Genomic DNA, 1,651 nt, shown 5'->3' with positions numbered 1-1,651 from the left:
ATAAACTGTTGACTCCTACCAACGCAGCCGCTTTACCTGGAAGCAGGAAAATTCCTGTACCAATAATTGCATTCACCCCTAAGAGTATGATACTCATGAGGCCTAACTTGTTGTTTAACATACTACTTTCTCCTTGTACTGTTGCCTTTCAAAGCTCATAGTTGTACTACTAGAATGTATATACAGACAGTATATACATATCATCACATCATATTAGAATAATGCGTGAGCAATAAAATACCCAACAACACAGCTTGTAAATACTCCGATGATACCTGGAATAATAAAGCTATGATTAATAACAAATTTACCAATTCGTGTTGTACCAGAACGGTCAAAACCAATACATGCTAAGTCAGATGGATACGTTGGCAATACAAAGTATGCATAACATGCTGGTACAAAAGATAATACAATCAATGGATCTACGCCTACACTTAAACCCATTGGTACAACAATCGCAAGAGCTGCTGCTTGAGAGTTAACCAATTTAGAAATGATAAATAATACAAGTGCATAGGTCCATGGATGCTCTACTACCACACTCGATAGAGTTGTTTTGAATTGTGGAATATAGGCACCAAAATAGGTTTCTGCCATCCAAGCTACACCGTATACCGACACAACAGCAATCATACCAGATTTGAATACAGAACCACTTGTTACATCGCTAACTTTTACTTTACATACCAACAGAATTAAAGCTGCCATCACAAGCATAGCAATTTGAATTGTTGGAGTCATGGATAATGGTTTCCATAGACCTTTTGCATTAGGAACTAATGGCAATAATTGGTTAGGGAATACCGAATAAAGCAATGACCAAAATACCTAGTAAGAAAATGATGGTTGCCCAATATGCTGTGCGAGGAAGTTCTTTTACAACACTAGCTTCTTTATTTTCTTCATAGATATAGGCACGTTGTTCAGGATCTTGAATACGAGCTTGGAAGTCAGGGTCATTGGCCAATTCCTTACCACGACGCATACTCCAGATTCCAGCAACAATAACGCCTACGAAGGTAGCTGGAATCGTGATAGATAAAATCGTTACCACGCTAGCTGGGAAGTTGACTGCCCCTAACATAGCTACTACAGATACAACCGCAACGGATGCTGGAGATGCACAAATCCCCATTTGAGAAGCTATGGATGCCACAGCCATTGGTCGTTCTGGACGAATCCCCTCTTTGATAGAAATGTCATAGATGATTGGGAACATCGTATACACTACGTGTCCTGTTCCGCATAACACAGTTAAGAACCATGTTGTGATTGGCGCTAAAATAGTAATCTGTTTTGGATTGCTACGAAGAAATTTTTCTGCGTATACAAGCATGACATCTAAACCTTTGGAGGCTTGTAAGAAACCAGAACACGTTACTACTGCCATAATCGTTAGCATTACGTCAATTGGTGGTTTACCGGGTACAAGACCAATTACAAATACGTAAATAGCAAGACCAATACCAGATACAGCGGCTAAACCTAAGCCACCATGCCTTACACCAACAACTAAGCAAGCCAACAATAGAATAAATCCGAATAAAATAATCATAAAATTACAAAATCCTTTCTAATAAAAAAATCACTTGCCGTATACATTATACGGCAAGTGACGTAATAAAAACAGTGTAAAACCACTTCTATA

1 pseudogene is annotated in these 1,651 nt (G+C 38.6%); it reads right to left on the bottom strand.

From position 1 onward, the window contains the following. Positions 1–213: 213 nt before the first annotated feature. A pseudogene (locus tag HMPREF9200_RS03520) lies at positions 214–1,558 on the bottom strand (anaerobic C4-dicarboxylate transporter). Between the last annotated feature and the right edge of the window lie 93 nt (positions 1,559–1,651).

Source organism: Veillonella sp. oral taxon 780 str. F0422, from assembly GCF_000221605.1.
Lineage (GTDB): Bacteria > Bacillota > Negativicutes > Veillonellales > Veillonellaceae > F0422.
The sequence above is the reverse complement of the archived record's forward strand: the minus strand, read 5'-3'. Positions and strand labels throughout refer to the sequence as shown.